This is a genomic window from Candidatus Thiodiazotropha sp. AKIB8, assembly GCF_058244675.1.
Window position 1 is genome coordinate 24,160 of sequence record NZ_JBSYOO010000018.1, and the last position, 21,064, is coordinate 45,223.

Consider the following 21,064-nt stretch of genomic DNA (forward strand, 5'->3'; position numbering starts at 1 on the left):
TCTAACGAGGAATAACACTTATTAGACCAATGAGATCCCTAACTTCAGTTCTCGATGGTTTCTATAATTACAATGCAGTTTGATCATCAATGATTGTTACTGTCTCAGCTAAGTACCCTTCTGTACTACAGTTGCCATCGATATCAACACGCTGCCCAGCCTCTAAGACACCATTCTGAGAAACCTCACTCACCGTATCAGTGATTACAACCGTTAGAATCTCCACTTCATCATCCAGTGTGACATGTAGGTCTGTCGTAGCCAGGCCACATACCGTATCTTCTATAGGCTCAAGGTTAAAACTGTTGCTTCCAACAGATAGCACCGTACCGCTGATATGGTCACTCTCATCGAATTCTGTCTCTGATTCTGTGTCAACAACTACCAAAGCAGCATTGAGTAGATCTTCAGATCCTGTTGAATCTAATACGCCATCAACCTGAACCTGACGCAACTCAGCTATCTCAGCATAGTCAAGTAAATCTCCGGTTTTTGAGAGAATCCTTGTACCATTGACGGTCGACTCTCCTGCCTGGAAGACTACATCAAGTGATGCATCAGCAACTACACCCTCACCTTCAGATACAGTCATACCAAATCCGACACTATCTGCAGTGCGGTTAACACTTCCTTCCAACTGCAGAAATTCTCCTAACTCTACAACCAGAGCTTCTACCTCCATCAGCGGATGATAACGCTGCCCTACCACCCCGTCATGATCAACCAAAACTCTATCATCGGTCTCTTCATCTTCCAGTAACTCACAATCACCGGGAGCAGACTGTTGCCCTGGCGCCAAACCCAATTCCCATAGACGACACTCACCCTGTGGTGGCAGATGTCCGGGAGGTATATTTGCATCCCGTTGAGGCTCCACATCATGATCAGGCTTACCTATCACGACCACCTGCTGGCCCACCATCGTTTCCAGCAGAAGTTCAGTCAGTGGACGAGGTGCTCCTTGGTAATTTATGTTGTCAAAATATGCACTATCGTCACCCAACTCCACAGTGACGCATTCCATACTGTCAGATTGTTGAACGGGTAGAGCACCACACAGCAATAATGCGTTCTCCTCAGGCATGACTTCACTGATTTCACCTTGCAGGCGAACCAGCTTACTTTCAAAGCCGGCTTCCAACACATCAACAAAAACCACAGGCCTGAAGTTGTAACCCCGACCATTTTCAACGATGTGTATAGAGCTTCTGGCATCCAGATCAACCTGGACAGTAATAACATTGCCCTCATCGACACTGAAACAGTCTCTCGCAAGCAGATCAAGCTTGCCAGTGCCCGGCAAATTTGGATGGAAGGTCTCATTATCTGTGATGTCGTCTGGCGTATCATCAGCCAGCACCAGTTCCAGGTCACTTAAAATCAGGCGGATCTTACAGTAACGACCTACAGGAACATCGTCACGAAATGTGAAAGGAATCGATTCGTTTCTCAATCTGAGCAGATCAACTGTCTGTGCCTCATCTGAGTAGAGCACAACTGGATCAGCTTCTTCAGAACCCAATAATTCAATCCGCTCAATGACTGCATTGATTGATACAAATATTGAGGGGTCAGCTGGTTTATCAGTCAATAATACGCCGACTGTACCTGTACGCTCCGCACTACCGGTCGTTGTATCATTTGTTGAGGTACTATCGGAACTACCACCGCCGCCACATGAGATTAAGATAGCTACCAGTAGAACAGCAATGAATTTAGAGCTGATTTGGGTATAGAGACGCATCGTTCATATCACCTTATTTGTGCACTTTGGGAATATATTACCATTAAACAGATAATTTTCTGAGCAGCGACTCGCATTTTTTGAGAAATGTTTTTTATCCCGCCAGTGATTTATCACATTGAAATATAAAGATAATTTACAAACCATCAAGCTCAAACAGAAAATCCAATACTTGGTTAAAAGAGCATCAGCTATACTCTATAGTGACCTGTAAAGGTCACAATTTACTGAACAAAATAAACAAACAGTGTAGTCCAGTCATAAAAAAGGGGGCCGAAGCCCCCGATTTTTCCCGCTTAGGGTGAAACCAAGCAGAACTACTCCTTAGTCATCATGACGGTCTCTGCGTGGACGCCAAGAGTTCCATCTATTCCGATCATCATCACTGGAATATTCATCATCTTTAGACTCGTCATCGTCAGACTCATCTTCATCTTTTGACTCGTCATCCTCAGATTCATCATCGTCTTTAGACTCGTCATTATCTGAATTTCTATCTTCACGATTTTCGCAATTACGGTCATGATCATGCTTGTGTCTTGGATGTTCTCTCCACCATGGTTTGTCATCCTCGTCACTCTCATCATCATTCTCGCTCTGACATACACCATCAGCACTGTCTACCAGGGCGTTACAGTTATTATCCACGCCATCATCGCAGACCTCTAAGGCACCAGGATTGACATCGAAATTGTTATCATCACAATCCACTGCACCACAGCTACCACCTTCAATGCTGTAACCATCGCCATCAACATCAGTACAGTCAACAGGACAATCAACTGCATTCACATCTGCAGTATCTGTAAGTCCGTTACAGTTGTTATCAACATTATCGCTACAGATTTCTGTCGCGCCTGGATTAATTGCAGGATCGCTGTCATTACAGTCAATCGCACCACAAGAGCCACCATCAATTGAGTAGCCATCACCATCCATGTCAGTACATTCAACAGGACAATCTACCGCATTTGGATCTGCTGCATCGGTCAGGCCGTTTCCATCATTATCAACACCATCGGTGCAAATTTCAGTTGCGCCAGGATAGGCAGAGGCATCGCCGTCATTAAAGTCAGCTGCGGTACCACAACTTTCACCTTCAGCATAAAAGCCATCCTCATCTGAATCAGTACAAGTTGGTGTAACAGGTGGCGGGCAGAAAAACTCATAGTCACCTGCTGAATAGGCCGACTTCGCATCATTATCAGAATGGCATGCTTTACAGCTGTCATCCTGATATGACTGCAGTAGATCGTAGCCATTGCTGTTGCAGTATTCGACAATAGTATCTGTCATGGAAGAAAAAGCACTTGCCTGTTGAGCTCCAGCAAGAAGGGATGTGCTCAAAACGAGCAACTTAAATCTATGTTTGTTACGAATCATATATCAATCTCTCATTCCGTTAATTTTTTTAATGGCGCATCCAGAACTGAAATGGATCACCAATCCTTTTCGCTTAAATGAGGTCAATAAAGCAGATCGTGATCACAAGAAATCACGTCTTAAAAAACGCTTTATTAAGGCCAGCCAAGCGGAATAGATAGTGTCGCTAAGATAGGAATGCATCTGTGATATCACTCACACAACCCTTGGGAGAATAATCCCAGTCATCAATAATTCCAAACAACTTCACACAATCAATCGGTTTTGTTAATTAGTCCACTAAGCGGAAATTAAATATCGATCAAATATTTTTTTTGTAGATAGTGTCAAATACTCACAGAAAGACATTTGAATCTTTCTTTGCATTTAAACGATGATATAGAGTTGATTTTTTTATAGACAGTTGCGACCTTTTTTTAATGAATATCAGCTCATCAATGACCTGTTATTTTACTTTGGTCTTTATCATGCTCTCTAACACCTAATTGATCTGCAAAAATTTAGATTCTTCTCAGATCTTTTTTCACTCTCACCCAGGATGCAGATGCATGAATCCTCTTCGGGTAAAAAATCTTCTACCTGGATTATCTCAGTTTCCCCTGTTAACTCTCCTTTTCCTCCAGAAGCAGGCGTAAATGGAGCAGCACAGCATTTACTGATCAGATACCCGGATATCCAGGATATGCTGAGGGCATCTGTTATCAGCGGGATAAACTAAGCAGGAGCAGGCAAGAGACCCCACGCCGAGCAACGCAAAGTCTTAAAGCTGGATACCAATCCAGGAGGATCAGGATGTTGAGAATTTGTCTGGCTATATGGCAAAAATGGTGGCCCTGTAGTAACTGAGCACCCAGTTGCAATCGTTGAAAGATAGATCAATTTTCAATAAATCATTGATATATCTCACATAATTACTTCATACCAATATAAGAATAATTTAAAATGTACTTTAAAAACAATGCATTGATATATATCAACCACATTGATATTCTACCCTACGGATTGAATGTTTATACCAATACTATGTTTTGGATATGTATTTTCTCATCGCGGGATATTTACCTGAGCAATATCAAAACCGGGCACTATTCCGTATTAGCATTACAGTCAAATGTACGCACCCGCAAGGAAGTATCAGCAGCGCGTTTTTAAAATAAAAATTACATCCAAGGGGAAGAACAACATGTGGAAAAATTTTACCAGGTACAGTGCCTGGCTGGTGCCCTTGTTCATTTTGATAAGTATTCAAACTGTTCAGGCCGCCCCCACACCCGCCTTAACCATACTGGGAGAAGAGATTCCGCACGGCTTCGATCCCGAAACTGGTAAACGCATTATCCCCAACGAACGCTGCCTGACTTGTCATGGCGACGAGAACGAAAAGTCTGATGTGCGTGATGATGGCAGCAAGGTCACTATCTTTGTACACAGCAAACAAATTGAAGAGAGTGTGCATGGTGAACTGCACTGTAATAGCTGTCACATCACCATCGAACGCGTGCCCCATCGTGAGGCACCCGCAGTTATTGTAGGCTGCGTCGACTGCCACAAAGATACCTGGGAAGAGTATAAAGACGACCCCGACGAAAAGCATAAGCGTCTGAAGATCGTCAACGAGCAGATCGACTACTACATGGATTCTATCCATGCTCAGCCAAACTCACTGGATCAATCTCGCACCAATGCCACATGTTACGACTGCCACGAGGCCCACAATGTTGGAGAACTCGGCAGCATACAACGTGCCGAGAAGCGCCTTAAAAACCCTGAAGTCTGCGGCAAATGTCATGAGGATCAGCTGGCTGATTACCGCAATTCTGTACATGGCGAGGCGGTACTGGAGAAAAGTGACAGCGACTCAGCGGTATGTTCCGATTGTCACACCACCCATGCCATAGACGCCCCTGAAACCGACAAGGCAAAACTGGCAATTACAAAGAATTGTGGTGAGTGTCATGAAGAGGCTCAGCGCACCTATTTCGATTCTTATCACGGCCAGGTTCATCGCCTCGGATATACCAATACAGCCAAATGTCATGACTGCCACGGCAGCCACAAGATCAAGGGCGAAGATGATCCGACTTCAGAGATTCATGCCAACAACCGACTGGAGAACTGCCGGGTCTGTCATGAGGACGCCAATGAGAACTTCCTGACCTTCTGGCCCCACGGCGACGCAGATGACAGAGCAAACTATCCGGGCCTCTGGTTCTTCAAACTCTTCATGCAGATTCTTATTTTCTCCGTGATGGCCTTCTTCTGGGTACATGTGGTGCTTTGGCTCTACCGCGAGGTAGCTGACCGTATGGCAGGCAAAGGCTTTATTGAAGATCTGGACAAGCCTGATATTGTCTACTTCCGCCGCTTCCCTGTCGTCTGGCGCTGGATACATGGCCTGTTCGCCATCTCCACCATGACTCTGATCCTGACCGGCACCACGCTGCTGTTTGCCCATACCGGTTGGGCCAAGGCGGTGGTGGTGTTCCTTGGCGGTACTGAAATGGAAGGCATCATCCACCGCACCGCCGCTGTGATCTGGTTGGGTATATTCCTCACTCATCTGACGATAGCCGTCACAAATATCATTCGCAAACGTAAAGACTTCGAATGGTTCGGCAGCACCTCCATGATCCCCAATATGAAGGATTGGCGGGATCTGAAGGGCATGTTCAGATGGTTCCTTGGAAAGGGTGAGCGCCCTGAGTTCTCCCATTGGACCTACTGGCAGAAGTTTGACTATTGGGCACCCTTCTGGGGCGCGGCTGTAATCGGTACTTCCGGTATCATGCTCTTCGCACCAGAGAAGACCGCTCTTATTTTGCCGGGCTGGATGTTCAATATCGCTACCCTGGTCCACGCTGAGGAGGCACTGCTGGCTGCCATATTCCTCAACTCAGTTCACTTCTTCAATGTGCACTTCAGGCCTGAGCGATTCCCGATGAGTACCACTATTTTCACCGGTGCGATCCCATTTGAGGAGTTCCGTCACGACCACCGTGAAGAGTACGAACGTCTCGCTGCCACTGGTGAGATAAACAATTACCTGGTCAGACGGCCTTCCCGTCGTGCTGAGCTGGCGGCCTCGTTTATCACCACTGTACTGATCATGGCAGGCCTTGGCTTGCTCACCCTGGTGCTGATTGGTCTGATGACCTCGCCAAGTTGATATACCCGGTAAAATTGAGAGAAGACATTATGAATAGAAAAGTTCGCAATCTCCTTCTGGGTATAGTGGCATTGTTACCCTCGACGCTCATGGCCGATCCCACTGGGCAGGCCTTGGCATTCACCTGTGCCGGTTGTCATGGTACTGACGGCTCCAGCGTCGGCCCATCCAGCCCCTCCATTGCTGCAATGGATCCAGAGGTGTTCATCGATGCCATGGAGGGTTACAAGTACGACGAACGTAACTCCACCATCATGAATCGCATTGCTAAAGGCTATAACGAAGAGCAGATCAAAAGCATGGCCTGGTTTTTTGCTAAACAGCCACTACAACTTAGCCCACAACAGCACGATGCTGAGATGGCCAAGCTAGGTGCTGTATTACACGACAAGTATTGTGAAAAGTGCCATGAAGATGGAGGCAAACCGGGTGATGCCGGTACCCTGGCAGGACAGTGGATACCCTACCTGCACAACTCCATGGAGGACTTCATTGCTGGACGTCGCGACTACCCCAGAAAGATGAAACGCAAGGTAGACGCCGCCATTGAGGCAGAAGGTGATCAAGCTATACAGGCTCTGATTCACTATTACGGCAGCCAACACTGATTCCCAGGACAGGTAAAAAGAACATGAGTGATATCAATCGTAGAGACTTCATCCGATTCGCCACCCTGGCCGGCGCTTCGTTCAGCCTGCCGCAGCTTGCACTGGCAGCTAACCCAAAAGTTGTGATTGTTGGAGGTGGTGTAGGTGGCTGCACCGCAGCCAAATACCTGCGCAAATTAAATTCGAATATCGAAGTCACCCTGCTCGAAACCAAAAAGGCCTACTCATCCTGTTTTATGAGTAATGAGATTCTCAGCGGTGATCGTACCCTGGAATCCCTCACCTTCGATTACGAGGGACTGCGCCGTCACGGAGTCAAAGTGGTTATCGACCGGGTCAGCGCTATCGAGCCTGATAAAAAGCAGGTGGTTACGGAAGGTGGCCAACAGTTCGCTTATGACGCCTGTGTGGTCTCACCCGGCGTTGACTTCAAATGGGATGCCATTGAAGGGTATGACGAATCAGTAGCCGAAGAGATTCCCCATGCCTGGTTCGCCGGTCCGCAAACCGTAACTCTGCGCAAACAGATTGAATCCATGCCAGAGGGTGGCAAGGTTATTATTGTGGCCCCACCAAATCCTTACAAATGCCCACCAGGACCATACGAACGTGCGGCACAGATTGCCATGTATTGTAAGCACCATAAGCCCAAGGCGAAGATTCTAATCCTCGACCCCAAAGATAAATTTTCCAAACAGGGATTATTTGAACAAGGGTGGAGCAAGCTCTACGGTTTCGGTACTGACAACAGCATGATCGAATGGGTAGGTGCGGCCGGTGGTGGCACCGTCGAAGAACTCGATCCCTCGACCCGCACTTTGCAGGCAGAAATTGAGGAGTTCAAAGGTGACGTAATCAACATCATTCCTCCTCAGAAGGCCGGCAAGGTCGCCTTCGCATCGAATCTCACTGAGGGTGATTGGTGTCCGGTGAACAAGCTGACCTTTGAGTCCAGCTTGCACAAAGGTATCTATGTATTGGGAGATGCCTCCAGTGCCGCGAAGATGCCTAAATCTGCCTATGCCGCCAATTCCCAGGCAAAGGTTGCAGCAGCGGCCATCGTCTCTCATTTCAACGGTATCGAGCCTTCAGATCCCACCTTCGTCAACACCTGCTACAGTATTCTTGGCGAGGAGCACGGTATTTCCGTTGCCGCGGTCTACTCCCTGGACAAGGAGAACAACACCATCCTGCCGATCAAGGGTGCCGGAGGCCTTTCCCCCATGGACGCTTCTGACCTGCAACGCAAACGCGAAGTAAGCTATGCCCACAGTTGGTTCAAAAATCTGATTGATGACATGATGATGTGACTATTCGGGGGGAGCTCCGTTCCCCCCAGCTCATTGGCGCCATCCCAAATACTCAGCTGTTATTCAATCCGGCAGGAAGAGATATCGGCGATCTGAAGATTATAACTGGCACCTGGATTCTCTGGGGAAGGCCCTTGGGTAAGAACGGCACGGCCACTGTCGAAGCCTTGTTGATGCAACCAATGGCAGATAAAAGGCCCCCAGTCACGTAAATCATTTTCCACTTTGATTGGTTGCACCCCATAGGAAAACTGCAGTGCCTGGCAAGTGGTTTCGTCAGTACTAAAAGCGTTGATCCAGACCGGCAGGCGATAACGGGTTATGTTCCGCGCCGAGGCGCCTGAGCGAGTGGGAACCATCACTGCAACCGGATTCAGCTTCACAACTGCCTGTTGGACACAATGGGCAATCAGGTCTGTGGGCTGAACATCATGATTGCGACGCATACGCTCCTCACGAATAATCAGGTTTCGGCTCGGCTCGGTATCGACGGCTATTTCGACAAGCATTTTCACCGCCTCAACCGGATAGCGGCCCATGGCGGATTCGGCTGAAAGCATGACCACATCTGTACCATCCAGAATGGCGTTGGCGACGTCCGTAGCTTCCGCCCGTGTCGGTCTGCGATGCTCCGTCATCGACTCAAGCATCTGAGTGGCAGTGATCACCGGTTTGCCCAGCTGGTTGGCTTTATCCATCAACTCTTTCTGCACCACAGCCATTCTTGAGATAGGGATCTCAACGCCCAGGTCCCCGCGGGCCACCATCAGCCCATCAGATACGTCCAGAATGGAGTCCAGATTATCAAGCGCTTCCAAACGCTCGATTTTCGCAATAACGAATGGCCTCCGGCCGCACTCGTTAGCAGCTGCGAGTAAATCCTCGATATCCTTTCCATGAGAGACAAAGGACTGACTTACTGCGTCTACACCCGCCTGCAAAGCAAATTCCAGGCATTCGCGATCATGTTCGGTGAAGGCGCCAAATCCCAGATCGATACCAGGAAGGTTCAAACCTTTTCTCGAGGAGAGCTCCCCACCAGCACGCACTTCGCAATGAACCTCCGTATCCTCAATAGCGTCTACCTTGAGGGAAATCAAACCATCATTAAGAAACAGCTTATCATTCACCGAAACGATCTTAGGCAGCTCTTTGAGGCTGACCGAAACACGCCCTGCGTCACCTGCAATATCCTTGGTTGTGAGTGTCAACCTGTCGCCGATCTGCAGATCCACCGGCCCCTGGGGTATCTCACCGATACGCATTTTCGGTCCGGGAAGATCGGCCATGATCGCCAGCCGTTTGCCGGTTTTCTCAGCCACCCTGCGTAATTTGAGGATGTTCTCCTGGTGGGTGGAAAAATCTCCGTGGGAGAAGTTCAATCGAGCAATATTCATTCCCGACAACAGCAGTTGTTGCATGACTTCTTCAGAATCGGAAGCCGGGCCGATGGTGCCGATAATCTTAACTTTGTTCGATCGATTTATCACTGCATGTACTCTTTAAGTTAAACCTGAGCACACTATTCTAAGGGGGTTTGATGAATCTTTTGTTATTGATTCAGGGATAATCATTTAACTGCACCCTATTCCTGGACTCTACATAACCAGGTACATCAGATTTCCACAAACTTCCTCGGATGTAATAGAGAACACAACAGGCTTTGTTCCAGGGCGGATATAGTTGATAGCTTTCTCCCGCCGGTGTGGAGAAACGGTAATCCGATGAAACCACCGCATACAATACAATTGCCTCTCCGATAGCAGTCTTATCGTTCTAGCAAATACTGAAACAGCCCTCATGGCTGCCGATCTTACCCTGCTCTATAAGCCCAACTAAGTTATAACCAATAGCTTCTCTATGGCTCAACATTATCCAGATGGTTACTGGTTTGTTGCTTTCAACTTTGAAAGTCTCGTTTGACGTGATTCAGCCACAGTGCGAAAGAATATTTCCATGTTAGGTATCCAGTAGTCCCAACTATGATCCCCAGGCCCTGGAAAGTAGTGCTCTTCCGGCAGGATGGCTCCAAGCAGCTCGGCGTTTGGATAGAGCCGATCCTCATCACCGCACATCAGCCAAACTCGCTGCAATTTTGTCTCATCTCCGATCCAGTCTTGTGCCATTTGCCAAACTAACCGATCGTAGTTGTCACTTTGCATAACCATCGTGCGTTCACCAGAATCCCATGATTTCAGACCGCCTGCCTCACGAATGGTGTCGGACACTTCGTCACCACCCAGGTAGGGTGAGATCAGCACTAATCCATCCAACTCTCCGGGATGATGCCATTCGTACATCATAGTACCCAAGCCACCCATGGAACCACCAGCAAGCCAAATCTCCGAATAGCCCTGTTGTCTAGCCGGTGCCACGATCTCATCATGCAGGCGTTTGGTGGCTGCACCTTTACGGTAGAAATTCATGGTCAGGTCGGCCATCAATATGTCGGGTTCAGGCCAGCCACGATGGATCGCTTTATCCACTCCCCTATTCAGCATGTCTTGGGAATCACTGAGTATGCCAGGCAGAAGAATGATCAGGACTTCGCTGTTTTTTTGACTACCCTCGATCAATTGCCGCCCCATTCGGTCAGGGACTGGCCCAAAGACGCTACAAGCCGATAGCAGGGTAGTAGCCAGGAATAAGATCAAAATTCGAAACATGCAGTCAGGTAATTTCAACTGGAAAGGTAATTGTCGCATAGCACTTCTTCACCCGTCTGAATCTGGTCATATAACCTGGCAAGCGTAATATAGAAAAACAATTCAAGCGAACAATAGCGCCGACCCAACAGTTTGCCAAGACCAGGAAGAAGATGAACTCGTTGTGAATTTGTGATGCCCACATCAATTCGTACTGAATTCGTGAGTATGGATTCGAGTTCATGGACAAATATGGATATTCCAAGGATGTCTACATTTGCCCATTCAAGGCTGTACTTCACGGGGTCGGAGTCGGACCAGAACGGACTGGACTACCAGAATAAAGCGCTAGTGTTTTTTCGAGACGACTCACGATATGGGAGCTCTCGACTCCGACCCCTGATGCTCCTTACCTTTCAGCCAGAATGGTTAACATAGGGCCTGATCCTGATCACTGCTGCCATAGGTAGAGTAGCCAGAGTCGTGGGTGTCGATGTTATGCGCACCAACCAAGTTCACATAGTCACCAATGTGGTCCATATCGGGGGTTCTGCAACCCATATCATGTTCCTCGATATTGAAGTGTGTGGTGTGATTTCCGTGATCATGACGCACTACAACACTATCATCCTGGTCGCAAGCGATATCGCAGTCAGATTCCGAACCTTCATGATGAAGTATGTCGTTACTGTCCAAGCCATCAAACGTGCCACAACTTTCATGCAGTTCATGGTTATCGTCATCATCGTCATTAGGTTTACTTGCATAAGCGATGATATCGGCAATGGAGTAAGTTTCTCCGTCATCACTTTGAACATATTCAAAGTTGGTAATGGTTGAACTATTACCGTCACTGTCGGAGATCACTAAGTCGCCATTGTCATCGAGTTCCACATCGTAATCCGATACAGAACCTGAGAGGAAGAAAGTATCCGTTCCGTCGTCACCATCCATAAAATCACTACCCGCGGTGCGGTTCACTGTGTCATTACAGATATTGGCATGGTCTCCATGCCTATCCGTGTAATCATGACTCATCACATCATCGTTACCCTCGGTGTCGTTGACAAGACAGCCAGAACCTTCATCCGCATCAGTGACATTAAAGAGAAGATCGACCTCATCAGAACCACCATTTCCGTCTTCAACACGAATTGTCACCTCATACTCGTCGTCACTGACACAGGTGATATCATCGTGGCTATGCCTGTCATCGTGGCTATGCCTGTCATCGTGGCTATGCCTGTCATCGTGGCTATGCCTGTCATCGTGATCACTGTGACCATCCACGTCACACCGGTGCGTGACGACATCATCGACACAGGTCTCACCTTCATAGTCCGGTGCGTCGAAGCTTAACTCACCCGTTGTCTGGTTAATGGTGAATCGGTCAGCATCTTCACCGTCCGCGATCGAGAAAGTCAGTGTATCGCCATCCGCATCACACGCATCAGCATCAATCACAAAGGTGGTGTTTTCCGGTATATAAAAATTATCACCATCCTCAACATTCGTGAAATGAGGAGCTTCATTTACCGCATCATCATCATTGACAGCAACATCCTGGGTAACCGGATCAAAACCCGGTGCAGATGCGGTGATGGTCGGGTACTGAGTACCATCGACAATCTCATCGTCAACCGGAGCGACCGGAACTGTTACAGAAGTCTCACCCACCGGGATGGTTACAGTGACAGGTACGGTGGCTTCACTTTCGTCATCGCTGCTCAGGGTTACGGTTAACGGCTGATCCGTAGGGCCAGTGCGGGTGATCATCAATGCTTGCTCTGGATCACCGTTCTCGTCAAAGATCGGGTTACCATTGGCGTCGACGTTCACGCACGGAGTCGGAGCGATGGTCAGCTCAGGTACATCGTCATCATTAACAGCAACATCTTGGGTTACCGGATCAAAGCCCGGCGCAGATGCGGTGATGGTCGGGTACTGAGTACCATCGACAATGTCATCGTCAACTGGAGTGACTGGAACTATTACGTAGCTCTGGCCAGCTGGGATGGTTACAGTGGCCGGAACGGTTGCTTCACCTTCATCATTACTGCTTAAGGTTACCACCAGCGACTGATCCGTAGGACCAGTGCGGATGATCATCAATGCTTGCTCTGGATCACCGTTCTCGTCAAGGATCGGGTTACCATTGGCGTCGACGTTCACGCAGGGAGTCGGAGCGATGGTCAACTCAGGTACATCTGGTACTGGCACATCATCGTCATTAACAGCAACATCCTGGGTAACCGGATCAAAGCCTGGAGCCGTCGCCGTGATGGTTGGGTACTGCGTTCCATCGACAATGTCATCGTCAACCGGAGTAACCGGAACCGTCACAGAAGTCGCTCCAGCAGGGATAGTCACTGTAGTTGGTACGGTGGCTTCACCTTCATCGTCACTGCTCAGGGTCACGGTTAACGGTTGATCGGTTGGACCAGTACGCGTGATCACTAGGGCATCAACTGGATTACCATTCTCATCAAGGATCGGGTTGCCATTGGCATCGACAGGTGTACCGGGTGCAGCTTCTATGGTCAGCTCAGGTACATCTGGTACTGGCTCATCGTCGTCATTAACAACAACATCCTGGGTAACCGGATCGAAGCCCGGTGCCGTCGCGGTGATGGTTGGGTACTGAGTTCCATCGACGAGATTATCGTCAACCGGAGTAACTGGAACCGTCACAGAAGTCGCTCCAGCAGGGATGATTACAGTGGCAGGCACTGTGGCTTCACCTTCGTCATTGCTGCTCAGGGTTACAACCAGTGGCTGATCAGTTGGACCAGTACGCGTGATCACTAGGGCATCAACTGGATTACCATTTTCATCAACGATCGGGTTGCCATTAGCATCAACTGCTGCACCGGGTGCTGTCTCGATGGCTAGCTCTGGTACATCTGGTACATCCGGTACATCCGGTACATCCGGCTCATCCGGCTCATCCGGCTCATCCGGCTCATCCGGCTCATCCGGCTCATCTGGCTCATCATCGTCATTGACGGCAACGTTCTGTGTGACAGGATCAAAGCCCGGAGCGGAAACAGTGATGGTTGGGTATTGGGTACCATCTATGCGGTCGTCATCAACCGGTGTAACTGGAACCGTCACAGAAGTCTCGCCAGCTGGGATCGTTACTGTAGTTGGCACAGTGACTTCACCTTCGTCATCGCTGCTCACGGTCACCACCAACGGCTGATCTGTTGGACCAGAGCGGGTAATCACCAGTGCATCAACAGGATTGCCGCTCTCGTCAACAATCGGGTTGCCATTGATGTCAACCACAAAACCTGGTGCAGGCTCGATGGTCAGCTCTGGGGCACCAACCAAAATCTCTTCAATCTGGCTAAATTCCAAGGTCGAGCCGTCCGAAAAAGTGACTATTCCAGCCGTAGCACCTTCATCGGATTCATCGTTGGCATCATCAATGGTTACAGCCCCAGCTCCGCGCAGATCGAGCACGTCATAGTCGGTTGCCTGATCGGGGCCGTTACCACCCGCAATTACGTCACCATTGCCTTCATCCGCGCTATTTACGATAAAGGTATCGTCACCTCCTTCACCAAACATCCGGTCAGAGCCTGCGCCACCATTGATGATGTCGTCTCCGCCATTGATGACATTACCATCACCGTTACCGGTCGGGATGAAGTTGAAGCCGCTGACGTCACCGTTTCCGAAGTTGAAGCCCCCATTTGTAGCACCTGCTGTCAGGGTAAAATCGAGAGACGAGCGCCCCTCAAAGGTGACACCGAACTGCGCATCAGTTTCATCGGGGTTGACATTGTTTTGTGTGCCCTGCGCCAGAACGGTCGTGCCATTATCGCTCACAGATACAATGGTGTCCGATTGCGTACCATATCCGGTGATTTGATCAAGTTCGAACTCGGCACTCTCACCAGAGTTGCGAAGGTCGATATCCCCAAGGACCAACGTGGAGCTAATCTCAACAGGTTCACCTGTCGCTGTGTCGAAGAACTCCATACGAAAACTAGCTTCTGCACCACAGGAGGCCCCCAGCAGGAGCGGATGATCTTCGGTATACGAAAGATCGACATTCAAACAGCTAGTGCTGGTGCTGACCAGAACAAGACGCGCAGAGACAGAGGTGCCGTCATCAAGAGTTGCAACATTGTCGTAGATTATGCTGTCGCCTGCGCCAGAGGTCAGGCCACCACAGGAAGTCTCCGAGTCAACACGGATGTTTGACAGATCCAGACGCAGAGGGGTTGCATTTTGAGCAGTGATTGTATTTTCACCGTTGTCACCATAGATCAGATCATTGCCATCACCGCCATCTATGGTGTCATTGCCCTCTTCGCCATAGATTGTGTCATCGCCTGCGCCACCATTAATGATGTCGTCGCCACTATTGATGACATTACCATCACCGGTCGGGATGAAGTTGAAGCCGCTAACGTCACCGTTTCCGAAGTTGAAGCCCCCATTTGTAGCACCTGCAGTCAGGGTAAAATCGAGAGACGAGCGCCCCTCAAAGGTGACTCCGAACTGTGCGTCAGTTTCATCAGGGATGACATTGTTTTCTGTGCCAGATGCCACAACGGATGCCCCATTCTCGCTCACCGACACGCTGCTATCCGATTGCGTACCATATCCGGTGATTTGACCAAGTTCGAACTCGGCACTCTCACCAGCGTCGCGGAGGTCAATATCCCCAAGGATCAAGGTGGAGTTAATCTCAACAGGTTCGCCTGTCTCTGTGTCAAAGAACTCCATACGGAAGCTGGCTTGTTCACCATCAGCGGCTCCCAGGTAAAGCGGATGATCTTCTGTATACGAAAGATCAACCTCCAACGAATCGTTGCTGGTGCTGACCAGAATAAGTCGTGCAGAAACAGTGGTACCATCATCGAGAGTTGCAACATTGTCGTAGATTATGCTGTCGCCTGCGCCAGATGCCAGGCCACCAGATGAAGTTTCAGAGCCAACGCGAACGTTTGAAAGATCCAAGCGTAGCGGGGTAGCGTTTTTACCAGCGCTGAAGTTTTCACCGGTATCACCATAGATCAGGTCATTGCCAGCACCGCCGTCTAAAGTGTCATTGCCCTCTTCACCAAAGATCGTGTCATCACCGTCTTCTCCATTGATGATGTCGTCAGCGCCACCGCTGCCGGTCGGGATGAAATTGAAGCCGCTAACGTCACCATTTCCGAAGTTGAAGCCCCCATTTGTAGCACCTGCTGTCAGGGTAAAGTCCAACGACGAACGCCCGTCAAATGTGACCCCGAACTGTGCGTCAGTTTCATCAGGGATGACATTGTTTTGTGTGCCAGATGCCACAACGGATGCCCCATTTTCGCTCACCGACACGCTGCTATCGGGTTGCGTACCATATCCAGTGATTTGATCAAGTTCGAACTCAGCACTCTCACCAGCATCGCGGAGGTCGATTTCCCCAAGGACCAACGTGGAGTTAATCTCAACAGGTTCGTCTGTCGCAGTGTCAAAGAACTCCATACGAAAGCTCGCTTGTTCACCATCAGCAGGCCCCAGCAAGAGCGGATGATCTTCGGTATACGAAAGATCTACCTTCAATGAACTGTTGCTGGTGCTGACCAGAATAAGACGCGCAGAAACAGAAGTGCCATCATCGAGGGTTGCAACATTGTCGTAGATTATGCTGTCACCTGCGCCAGAGGCCAGGCCGCCAGATGAAGTTTCCGAGCCAGCGCGAACGTTTGACAGCTCCAGACGCAGCGGGACTGCGTTTCGAACAGCGTTGAAATTATCTCCATTGTCGCCATAGATCAGGTCATTCCCTGTGCCACCGGCGATGATGTCATTGCCAACGTTACCAACTATTTGATCATTATCGTCAGTTCCGTTGAGAGTGTCAGACCTATCGGTTCCCTGAATAATGGCCACGGCGTACTCCAGTTATCATTATAAGTAATGTTAAAATCAGGAAACTTCTGATTAATTCTGTACGAAGCAGATTGTGCACTAAAATGTTCTGGTTCAAGGCATGGATCGCACGTAATAGCAGGCTATTGCGAAGATCCATAACGCAGAAACTGGACATTTTAGGGGCAAGATGCGAGTTCACGAATTGATCAAAGGTTCCTTAGTATTATCGAATAGGATTGCATTCAGAAAACCGCAAGATTTGTATTTACTATTCAATACCATTCGCCTGTGTTCTTCCTTCATTATGCATCTCCATAATGATGCAGCATTCCTTTAAGTTACTGCTTAAATCTCTTTATTCATGGCAACATATTCGTGGTAAAAGATCTTTGTATTTGGATAGTTATTTGCGCCCGAAGACACAAGCGATTTGAATTGCATGAACTGAGATCGGTAGTTATGGCAGCCATTAAAACAATATAGTGTTAATCATAATAAACAGGCTACATCAAAGGAGACAGCCCTATCCTCTTGCACTGTTTTTCTCAGCCCTGTAAAAATTGCTTTTATTGATACTTCTTAACGATGTAGAAGCCGTCCTACTGAAATGACACCCAACTCTCTATCAACTCGATCCTTAATTAAATCCGCTACAATATAGCGTCTCTACAATCCAAGCCAAATTGCTTGAGATCTCCTGAAATGATGCAATATACTATTTTCTTTTTTCAGTTTATCAGATAAATTTTCACTATAGTACTCTTATTCCGGCTATGTTAATGATTGATCAGGAACATAATAATTAGAATAATTCCAATTCTTATAAAGCCACATCCATTAAGAATACCTGCATCAACGAGCAGAACCGCACTCTATCGACAGCACCGAATTGGTGCCTTTATTGCAGCCTCAAACGGCTTCGCACATGGCACCACACTATTGATTCAACCACCGGTCACCACAGCATCAGGAGTCCTCCTCGTATACCTCCAGTGATGCCGCCATTCAATTACTGCTGATGATCGCCGGTCGTTGAGAACGGGAATAAAGTTACCCTCTAAACGAACGCCTAATACTGTCTGTAAATGGTTCAAATATTATGCCGGCGAAGGTCCGCTCTTTTGTCTTCAGATAAGCTTCAACGGGCATACCTGCAGAGACTGGAGGGAGTTTTGCGATTTCTGCTGGATCAACCTCAAGGCGCGCTGCAAAATAGCTGGTACCGTTTGTCTCATTCACTCGTCTATCTGGCGATATAAAGATAGTCTTAGCTTTAGCTGGAAGCACCTCATTCCGGTCAAAAGCACTCATCACCACTTGCGCGTCCTGACCAATGAGGACAAGATCTATGTCTGTCGGATTAACCTGAACTTCCACAATCAGGCTCTCATTTTCCGGAACAATTTCAACAATCGGCGTATAGGCCGCGACAGCGCTGCCGACTGTGTTTACATATATTTTATCTATTACACCTGACACAGGCGCCGTGAGCTCCACCCGAGCAACGGCATTTTCGGCTGCCTCGAGCTGGCTTGTAACTTCTACAAGCTTTTGCCTATTTTCAGAAATATCAGCACTGAGTTTTTCTGCAAACTCATCTTCAATCTGTTGAATACGTTTCGTGGTCAACATCATTTTCATCGGCAGCGTATGCAGTTCAGTTTTAAGGCGCGCATGGTCTTCTTTGGCTTCCGCCATTTCACGCTCAATTTGCCGTAGATCTGCAGCTCTGGTATATCCTTGCTTGACGACTTTATTCAACATCTTGCGCTCATTGGAGTAACTGGCAATTCTTTCATTCAGAGCTGTAATCTGATCTTTAATGCCATTAATCTCCTGCTCGAAGGTGTCTCGCTCAATCACTAGCAATGCAACAGCATTAGTGCGATTTAACTTGCGTGTAATAAATTGCTTCATTTGATCTTGGAGCGCAGCTTGGAACTGGGGAGAGTTGAAGTCACTCCTCGATAGAAGCTTGTTCTGATCGCTGAGACCTTCAATCGTAAACGTCTCAGCTCCTTTTTGTTCCGCAAATAGTCTTGCTTGTGTTATAGCGAGGGTCTCTTGCTGTGCCTGCAAACGATTTCGAACAGATCTGCGGTCCACATCATCGAGTACAACAAGCACGTCACCTGCTTTGACGCGCATCCCCTCTTTTACGAGTATTTCTGAAACAACGCCACCCAACTCGTGTGAGATCTCCTTGGATTTACCCTCCTTGATGACTTGTCCTTGAGCAATGACGGCACCACCAAGCGGCACGAGAACGGCCCATCCGCCGAAAAAGACAAAGAACAGCACGAATAACGAAGTGCCAATTTTTTTTAAGCTGTTAATGCTCGTGACACTTTGTAGAACTGCTTCTTCTTGATAGTTAATCATTCGCTCCGACACTCTTGTTGGACGCTATGAGGCGGGCGATCTGGTTTGTATCAACGGTAATTTTTGGTTTAGGCCTGGTACGCTGATAATTACGGATACCAGCTAGAGATTTGACCTTCCCCCGCTCTTTTTTCTGCTGAACAAGTTCAGGTTTCTTATGATAAAGCTCAGGCAGTTTCAACACGCTTGAGCTGGATCCGAATTCTACTAATTCTCCGTTTTTGAGCCTTAGCGCTTTGTCGGCTATATTCATGAGGTACTCTCGATGAGAAATCATGATTACAGTTTTGCCCCGTTTTGCTGCAGCAAGAAGAGAGTCGCGTAGAGCTTTTGATGCTTTAACGTCTAAATTTGTATCAGGTTCATCGAGCAACAGTACCGGCGGATCTCGGAAGAATGCCCGTGCCAGCGCTATGCGTTTTATTTGACCACCTGAGAGACGAACACCCCCAGCACCAATAATCGTATTATACCCATCCGGTAGAGAACCGATGAAAGCGTGGGCTCCCGCCAGACTGGCGGCATCTATAATCTCATCATCGTCCACATTTGGGTCAAAACGGCTGATATTCGCTGCAATTGTTCCATGAAAGAAACTGGGATCCTGGTCAATATAACCGAGAGATGCACCAAGCTGACTTGGATCCCAGTGATGAATTTCATAATTGTCGTAGTGTACAGTGCCGCCATTTGGTGCATTGATACCTGCAAGAACCCTGAGAAGGGTTGACTTACCTGCGCCGCTGGGGCCGACAATTGCCAGAATTTCACCGGGTATAGCTGAAAAGGAAATGTTGGAAAGGATTCTTTTCCCATCTGTGGATCCTTCCGCGATATATTGAATATTAGAAACGAAAATCATGCCAACAAGGTCAGGCAGGCATAGTGGTTCTATTGAGTCTTTTTCCAAATCACTCAGGACGACTTGCAGCCGCTTCCAAGCCTCACGTCCGGTGGTTAGCTGTTGCCAACTACCAATGAGATGCTCAATCGGCTGCAAAGCACGACCAGTAATAATGCTTGCCGCAAAGATCATACCAGCTGACATGGAGCCGATTATTGCCAGATATGCGCCTGTACCCAACAGTAAGACTTGCAAGAATTGACGTATAAACCTAACCAAACCGAAAAAATTAGCATTAATGCCATTAACCTGGTCAAGATCGTAAGAAGATTGAAGTGCGACACTTTTCCAGCGCCCCAATAGCCCTGGGCCTAAGCCTAATGCGCGGACATCATCTATGCGTTGTACGGTATCACTTACATGACGACCCGCATCAATCTGTCCACGACGTGCATCTTCCTGGCGTTTATTGGTCATGGTCTGGTTTAAGATCGCAACGCCGATCAAAATAGCTGCGCCGATAACACCGAGCAGACCGAGAATCGGGTGAACGAGAAATAGCACAATGAGAAATATCGGTGCGAAGGGAAAATCAAAAAGACCAATAAAGCCTCGGCCTGCGAGGAGTTGCCGTAAGATGACAACATCAGCTAAGTGTTGGGAGGTTGTTCTTGAACCAATCTTTGGATTGTTGATTGTATTTTTTGCTAGTTTTGAAGTTGCAATGAGGTCTAAATGGGTGCTCATGCGTTGAGCAACACGCGAGCGTAAACTCTCCATCACGCCGAATATAGCTAATGTTACCGCAACCAAAAGCGTCAGATAAATCAAGGTATCGATACTTTGTCCAGGGATGACACGGTCGTAGGTCTGAGCCATATGCAACGGCATCGCCAACATTAGTGCATTTGCTATAACAGAGAAGAACAATAGCCAAGATAAATAGGGTTTAAGTGACAATTGTTGATTGGAAAAGTCGTTTGACATGAACTTATTTACCATTTCCCTATGCAAAATATGACTAGCCAATCTTTTTAGAGACGCCAAAGATCGAAAATCCACTTAAAGATAGATGCAAATTTCTAATACAACTAAGTATACCTTAGAGGGC

10 protein-coding genes are annotated in these 21,064 nt (G+C 48.0%); 3 read left to right on the plus strand and 7 right to left on the minus strand.

Annotated elements, in window-relative coordinates:
- Positions 1-67: 67 nt before the first annotated feature.
- A complete protein-coding gene (locus AC4IFB_RS03460) occupies positions 68-1,744 on the minus strand; it encodes a DUF4382 domain-containing protein (RefSeq protein ID WP_490775010.1) in 1,677 nt (558 codons plus the stop codon).
- Between the two features lie 324 nt (positions 1,745-2,068).
- A complete protein-coding gene (locus tag AC4IFB_RS03465) occupies positions 2,069-3,040 on the minus strand; it encodes a putative metal-binding motif-containing protein (protein WP_490779400.1) in 972 nt (323 codons plus the stop codon).
- A 1,270-nt stretch (positions 3,041-4,310) separates the two neighbouring features.
- On the opposite strand from AC4IFB_RS03465, the gene AC4IFB_RS03470 reads away from it, so the two are divergent.
- From AC4IFB_RS03470 to AC4IFB_RS03480, 3 genes are read left to right on the plus strand one after another with little or no spacing between them, the layout of a single operon-like run.
- Positions 4,311-6,293: a cytochrome C gene (locus AC4IFB_RS03470; protein ID WP_490775012.1), complete on the plus strand. Its 1,983-nt coding sequence runs from the start codon at positions 4,311-4,313 to the stop codon at positions 6,291-6,293.
- 29 nt (positions 6,294-6,322) lie between these two features.
- Positions 6,323-6,901, plus strand: coding sequence for a c-type cytochrome (locus AC4IFB_RS03475; RefSeq protein ID WP_490775013.1), 579 nt, complete (start codon positions 6,323-6,325; stop codon positions 6,899-6,901).
- A 23-nt stretch (positions 6,902-6,924) separates the two neighbouring features.
- The gene (locus tag AC4IFB_RS03480; protein ID WP_490775014.1) at positions 6,925-8,211 is read left to right on the plus strand and encodes an FCSD flavin-binding domain-containing protein; all 1,287 of its coding nucleotides are present in this window, start codon (positions 6,925-6,927) and stop codon (positions 8,209-8,211) included.
- A 59-nt stretch (positions 8,212-8,270) separates the two neighbouring features.
- Here AC4IFB_RS03480 and pyk read toward each other — a convergent pair whose 3' ends face one another.
- The 5 genes from pyk to AC4IFB_RS03505 form a co-directional block, all read right to left on the minus strand.
- Positions 8,271-9,701 (minus strand): pyruvate kinase, encoded by a 1,431-nt coding sequence (gene pyk / locus AC4IFB_RS03485; RefSeq protein WP_490775015.1) that lies wholly within the window; start codon positions 9,699-9,701, stop codon positions 8,271-8,273.
- A gap of 393 nt (positions 9,702-10,094) precedes the next feature.
- Entirely contained in the window at positions 10,095-10,916 is an 822-nt protein-coding gene (locus AC4IFB_RS03490; RefSeq protein ID WP_490779401.1) for an alpha/beta hydrolase, read from the minus strand.
- A gap of 369 nt (positions 10,917-11,285) precedes the next feature.
- On the minus strand, positions 11,286-16,745 hold the full coding sequence (locus AC4IFB_RS03495) for a beta strand repeat-containing protein (RefSeq protein ID WP_490779402.1): 5,460 nt from the start codon (positions 16,743-16,745) through the stop codon (positions 11,286-11,288).
- Between the two features lie 1,032 nt (positions 16,746-17,777).
- Complete coding sequence (locus AC4IFB_RS03500) at positions 17,778-19,109, minus strand: HlyD family type I secretion periplasmic adaptor subunit (protein ID WP_490779403.1); 1,332 nt, start codon at positions 19,107-19,109, stop codon at positions 17,778-17,780.
- Positions 19,102-20,940 (minus strand): type I secretion system permease/ATPase, encoded by a 1,839-nt coding sequence (locus AC4IFB_RS03505; protein WP_490775133.1) that lies wholly within the window; start codon positions 20,938-20,940, stop codon positions 19,102-19,104. Before AC4IFB_RS03505 ends, AC4IFB_RS03500 begins: the two co-directional genes overlap by 8 nt.
- Positions 20,941-21,064 lie beyond the last annotated feature (124 nt).

What these genes read in the sequence shown, in the direction of transcription:
- AC4IFB_RS03460 (WP_490775010.1), bottom strand. Translation starts at nt 1,744, where the DNA reads ATGCGTCTCTATACCCAAATCAGCTCTAAATTCATTGCTGTTCTACTG.
- AC4IFB_RS03465 (WP_490779400.1), bottom strand. Translation starts at nt 3,040, where the DNA reads ATGACAGATACTATTGTCGAATACTGCAACAGCAATGGCTACGATCTA.
- AC4IFB_RS03470 (WP_490775012.1), top strand. Translation starts at nt 4,311, where the DNA reads ATGTGGAAAAATTTTACCAGGTACAGTGCCTGGCTGGTGCCCTTGTTC.
- AC4IFB_RS03475 (WP_490775013.1), top strand. Translation starts at nt 6,323, where the DNA reads ATGAATAGAAAAGTTCGCAATCTCCTTCTGGGTATAGTGGCATTGTTA.
- AC4IFB_RS03480 (WP_490775014.1), top strand. Translation starts at nt 6,925, where the DNA reads ATGAGTGATATCAATCGTAGAGACTTCATCCGATTCGCCACCCTGGCC.
- AC4IFB_RS03490 (WP_490779401.1), bottom strand. Translation starts at nt 10,916, where the DNA reads ATGCGACAATTACCTTTCCAGTTGAAATTACCTGACTGCATGTTTCGA.
- AC4IFB_RS03500 (WP_490779403.1), bottom strand. Translation starts at nt 19,109, where the DNA reads ATGATTAACTATCAAGAAGAAGCAGTTCTACAAAGTGTCACGAGCATT.
- AC4IFB_RS03505 (WP_490775133.1), bottom strand. Translation starts at nt 20,940, where the DNA reads ATGTCAAACGACTTTTCCAATCAACAATTGTCACTTAAACCCTATTTA.